Raw genomic sequence first — 4,801 nt, 5'->3', positions numbered from 1 at the left:
AGTAGCATTTCCTTTCATTCTTCCTCTATGAACTCTACGATATTTTACTCTTTTAGGCATTAACATTTTACCTTTCCTCCTTCCTACAAGCTATTTATACACTACTTTGACGAATTTTTTTCGTTGGTTTTATCATCTTCATCTACTTTTTTAGTAGGAAGAATCTCTCCCTTATATATCCAAACTTTTACTCCTAATTTTCCATAGGTAGTATCTGCTTCTGCAAATCCGTAATCTATATCTGCTCTTAAAGTTTGAAGGGGTATAGTTCCTTCACTATAGCCTTCAGTCCTTGCCATATCTGCTCCTCCAAGTCTACCAGATACAGATGTTTTAATCCCTTGTGCGCCTGATCGCATAGTCCTTTGGATTGCTTGCTTCATCGCTCTTCTGAAGGAAACCCTTCTTTCAAGTTGAGCAGCAATATTTTCAGATACTAATTGTGCGTCTAATTCTGGAACCTTTACTTCCTCTACGTTTATAATTACATTTTTCTTAGTCATCTTTTCAATATCTTTTCTCAAAGCTTCAACTCCAGAACCACCTTTACCAATAACCATACCTGGCTTAGCAGTATAGATAGAAATCTTTATTCTATTTGCAGCTCTTTCTATTTCAATCTTAGAAATCCCAGCAATAAACAATTTTTTCTTAACATATTCCCGGATTTCGTAATCTTCTATTAACAATTCATCAAAATTCTTTTTATCGGCATACCATTTAGAATCCCAATCCTTGATTATTCCAACTCTTAATCCGTGTGGGTTAACCTTTTGACCCATTAACTATCCCTCCTTTTCTACTCTCTTTCTTTAACTACCACTCCAATATGACTAGTTCTTTTTAATATTGGATAAGCCATTCCTCTAGCTTTAGGTCTCCATCTTTTAAGCTGAGGGCCATCGTTAGCATAGGCTTCTTTTACATACAAATTATCTCTATCTAAATTGAAATTATTTTCCGCATTGGCAATAGCAGAATTTAATACTTTTTCAAGTTCTCTTGCGCCTTTTTTAGGTGTAAACCTAAGGATTGTTAAAGCTTCATCTACTTGTTTACCTCTAATTTCGTCACAAATAAAGTTTACCTTTAAGGGTGAAATCCGTATATATTTAGCTACAGCTTTAGCTTCCATCCTAATTCCCTCCTTTAATATCTATTTCAGCGCCGTTGACCTTTCAGTCTTATCACCGTGTCCTCTAAAAGTTCTAGTAGGAACAAATTCACCAAGTTTATGTCCTACCATATCTTCAGTTATATATATAGGTACATGTTTTCTACCATCATGAACTGCTATAGTGTGCCCTACCATTTGGGGAAATATGGTGGAACGACGGGACCATGTCTTAATGACTTTTTTATCATTCTTTTCATTTAGTTCTTCTACTTTTTTTAGTAGATGTTCATCACAAAAAGGTCCTTTCTTCAAAGATCTGCCCATTATTATTCCTCCTTCCAAATAATGATATAACTATTTTTTCCTTCTTCTTACGATATATTTATCAGATTTCTTATTCTTTGTTCTTGTCTTATATCCTAATGTTGGTTTACCCCATGGTGTCAATGGAGATGGCATACCAATAGGTGCTCTTCCTTCCCCACCACCATGTGGATGGTCTACCGGATTCATAGCACTACCTCTAACATGAGGTCTTCTACCTTTATGCCTACTCTTTCCTGCTTTACCTATTGTTAAATTCTCGTGATCAATATTTCCTACTTGACCTATCGTTGCACGGCAATCTAACAATACAAGTCTGAATTCTCCTGATGGTAATCTCAGTTGAGCATATCTTCCTTCTTTAGCCATTAATTGAGCCTCAGAACCTGCGGATCTAACAAGTTGACCACCTTTCCCAGGGTTAAGTTCTACATTATGAACAGTAGTACCTACAGGAATATTCCTAAGTGGCAATGTATTTCCTATCTTAATATCAGCATCTACACCTGATTCAATAATATCTCCAACTTTCAATTTGTTTGGAGCAAGTATATATCTTTTTTCACCATCTACATAGTGAATTAACGCAATATTTGCAGTCCTATTAGGATCATATTCTATTGCTGCAACTTTTCCTGGTATTCCGTCCTTGTTCCTTTTAAAGTCGATAATTCTATATTTTCTCTTTGCACCGCCACCTCTATGGCGCGCTGTTATCCTACCTTGTGAGTTCCTTCCACCTTTCCTATTTAAACTAACAACCAAAGTTTTTTCAGGCTCTTTCTTAGTAATCTCTTCAAATGTGGAAACAGTCATTTGACGAATTGCAGGGGAAGTTGCTTTGTATTTTTTAATACTCATTGTTGTTCCCTCCTTCTTTTAAAACTTACTACATTCCTTCAAAGAATTCTATTGCTTTAGAATCTTCAGTTAAAGTTACTATTGCCTTTTTCCAACTTGGCCTTCTACCAACATGTACTCCCATTCTCTTTTCTTTTCCCAGCATATTCATAGTATTCACTTTTTCAACTTTAACATCAAATATCTTTTCTACAGCTTTTTTAATTTCAGATTTATTGGCCCTTTTATCTACTTTGAAAGTATATTTTTTATAGGCCATATCATTCATACTTTCCTCAGTGATTATAGGTTTAATAATAATATCGTGTGGAATACGCATTATGCAAACACCTCCTCCACTTTTCTTACCGCATCTTTAGTAATTATAAAGGAGTCAAATTTCAATATATCGTAAACATTCAATGTGTTGACAAATATAGTTTCTACATTTGGAATATTTCTTGCAGATTTAATTACATTAACATTCTTTTCATCCAATACAATTAAAGCTTTTTTACTAGCCTTAACATTTTCCAATATTTTTACCATTTCTTTGGTCTTTGGCTCTTCTAAGTTTAAATCCTCTAATACAATTATTTCGTTATTCAAAACTTTTGAGCTTAAAGCTGATTTCATTGCTAACCTTTTTACCTTTTTAGGAACTTTATAACTATAATCCCTTGGCTTTGGTGCAAATGATACTCCACCACCAACCCAATGAGGTGCTCTTATACTACCTTGACGTGCTCTACCCGTACCTTTTTGTCTCCAAGGCTTTCTTCCACCACCTCTTACTTCAGCTCTTGTTTTTACTGATTGGGTTCCTTGTCTTCTATTGGCAAGTTGATTCTTAACAACTTCATAAAGTACATGTTGATTAACTTCAACGCCAAAAACATCCTCATTTAACTCTATTTCTCCTACTTGTTCACCTAATATATTGTAAACATTCACCTTAGGCATGCCAGATCCTCCCTTCTATCTGTTTCTTATCTTTTTATAACGGATTCCTTTATTATTAGTAATCCACCTTTTGGCCCTGGAACAGCACCTTTTACCAATAATAGGTTTCTTTCTGCATCAACCTTTACTATTTCAAGGTTTTGAACCGTTACTCTTTCATTTCCCATTCTTCCACCCATCTTTGAACCTTTAAACACTCTACCTGGATAGGCGGCAGCTGCTCTAGCTCCTAGTCCTCTATGGTATTTAGAACCGTGACTTTCAGGTCCTCTTGAATAATTATGTCTTTTAATAGGCCCTTGAGTACCCTTTCCTTTTGATATTCCTACAACATCTATTTTGTCTCCATCTTGGAATATATCTGCTTTGATCTCTTGGCCTATTTCAAATTCTTCTACATTATCTACGATGAATTCCTTTATATGCTTTTTATATTCGATTCCAGCTTTATCAAAATGTCCTTTTAATGGCTTATTAATTCTGTTTTCTTTCTTATCTTTGAAACCTACTTGTATAGCATTATATCCATCATTCTCCACAGTTTTCTTTTGTATAACCTTTAATGGACCTGCTTCAACTACCGTTACTGGAATAACAACTCCATCTTCATTAAATACTTGGGTCATTCCTATTTTTTTTCCTAATATGTTTTTCATTCTTACACCTCCTATTATCCTACAGCGGATTACCATCGGTAATCATTCTAAGAAATTATAGCTTAATCTCGATATCAACACCAGCTGGCAAATTCAATTTCATAAGTGAGTCAACAGTTTTTTGGTTTGGATTTAGAATATCAATTAGTCTTTTATGTGTTCTTTGTTCAAACTGCTCTCTAGAATCCTTATCCTTATGAACCGCTCTTAAAATAGTAATGATTTCTTTATCCGTTGGCAATGGTACTGGACCAGATACATTAGCTCCAGTTCTTTTAGCAGTTTCTACTATTTTTTGAGCTGATGAATCCAATAGCTCATGATCATAAGCTTTCAACCTAATTCTAATTTTTTGTTTACTATTATTTGACATTTAATTCCCTCCTTCTATCGCATGTTATTTTTCTTACATGCGACATGGAATTGCCGATACACACTTCCAGGTGTGTTGTAATGTTTTTTTATATAAATGGCCTCCGCCATGAAAGACAATTCCTGTCGCCCGATTCGTAACCGGACATTCTCAACAAAAATTCCCCCCGCACTCAATCCATTAAATAAATAGTAAAATTATTATTCAGGATTGAATGATATTTTCGATATTAAAATTTATTTATAGGATTGAATGCGGGGCAACCTTTTGTATCATCGCAATGTCTAAAATTCTCTAGATTTTTTGGACACTACTATAGTTTATAGTATATTATAGAAAAACTCAAGCCTTTTTTTCACTATTTAACCATTATTTTTTTATTATAGGATATGAAAAGAAGGGAGCTTTCCGTCCCCTTCTTTCATATTAGTCTAATTACCCAAGAACTTTAGTAACAACTCCAGCTCCTACTGTTCTACCACCTTCACGGATAGCAAATCTTAATCCTTCTTCCATTGCTATTGGAGT

At 34.6% G+C, this 4,801-nt stretch carries 8 protein-coding genes and 1 pseudogene; all 9 read right to left on the bottom strand.

Annotated features, from left to right (window positions below; all coding sequences use genetic code 11):
• Positions 1 to 101: 101 nt before the first annotated feature.
• Positions 102 to 782: a 30S ribosomal protein S3 gene (rpsC, locus tag C3E89_RS08930; protein WP_236912215.1), complete on the bottom strand. Its 681-nt coding sequence runs from the start codon at positions 780 to 782 to the stop codon at positions 102 to 104.
• A 17-nt stretch (positions 783 to 799) separates the two neighbouring features.
• Entirely contained in the window at positions 800 to 1,135 is a 336-nt protein-coding gene (gene rplV, locus C3E89_RS08925; RefSeq protein ID WP_236912213.1) for a 50S ribosomal protein L22, read from the bottom strand.
• Positions 1,136 to 1,156: 21 nt separating this feature from the next.
• Complete coding sequence (gene rpsS, locus C3E89_RS08920) at positions 1,157 to 1,441, bottom strand: 30S ribosomal protein S19 (protein ID WP_236912212.1); 285 nt, start codon at positions 1,439 to 1,441, stop codon at positions 1,157 to 1,159.
• Positions 1,442 to 1,471: 30 nt separating this feature from the next.
• Complete coding sequence (gene rplB, locus C3E89_RS08915) at positions 1,472 to 2,302, bottom strand: 50S ribosomal protein L2 (protein ID WP_236912210.1); 831 nt, start codon at positions 2,300 to 2,302, stop codon at positions 1,472 to 1,474.
• Positions 2,303 to 2,330: 28 nt separating this feature from the next.
• Positions 2,331 to 2,621, bottom strand: coding sequence for a 50S ribosomal protein L23 (gene rplW / locus C3E89_RS08910; protein WP_236912208.1), 291 nt, complete (start codon positions 2,619 to 2,621; stop codon positions 2,331 to 2,333).
• Positions 2,621 to 3,244, bottom strand: coding sequence for a 50S ribosomal protein L4 (gene rplD / locus C3E89_RS08905; RefSeq protein WP_236912206.1), 624 nt, complete (start codon positions 3,242 to 3,244; stop codon positions 2,621 to 2,623). Before rplD ends, rplW begins: the two co-directional genes overlap by 1 nt.
• Before the next feature lie 26 nt (positions 3,245 to 3,270).
• The gene (rplC, locus tag C3E89_RS08900) at positions 3,271 to 3,900 is read right to left on the bottom strand and encodes a 50S ribosomal protein L3 (protein ID WP_236912203.1); all 630 of its coding nucleotides are present in this window, start codon (positions 3,898 to 3,900) and stop codon (positions 3,271 to 3,273) included.
• Positions 3,901 to 3,955: 55 nt separating this feature from the next.
• The gene (gene rpsJ / locus C3E89_RS08895) at positions 3,956 to 4,273 is read right to left on the bottom strand and encodes a 30S ribosomal protein S10 (RefSeq protein WP_236912202.1); all 318 of its coding nucleotides are present in this window, start codon (positions 4,271 to 4,273) and stop codon (positions 3,956 to 3,958) included.
• 435 nt (positions 4,274 to 4,708) lie between these two features.
• A pseudogene (locus C3E89_RS08890) lies at positions 4,709 to 4,801 on the bottom strand (elongation factor Tu); the annotation flags it as partial.

Source organism: Clostridium sp. Cult1 (assembly GCF_021655095.1).
Lineage (GTDB): Bacteria > Bacillota > Clostridia > Tissierellales > Tepidimicrobiaceae > Schnuerera.
This window is presented reverse-complemented; position numbering and strand designations above follow the sequence as displayed.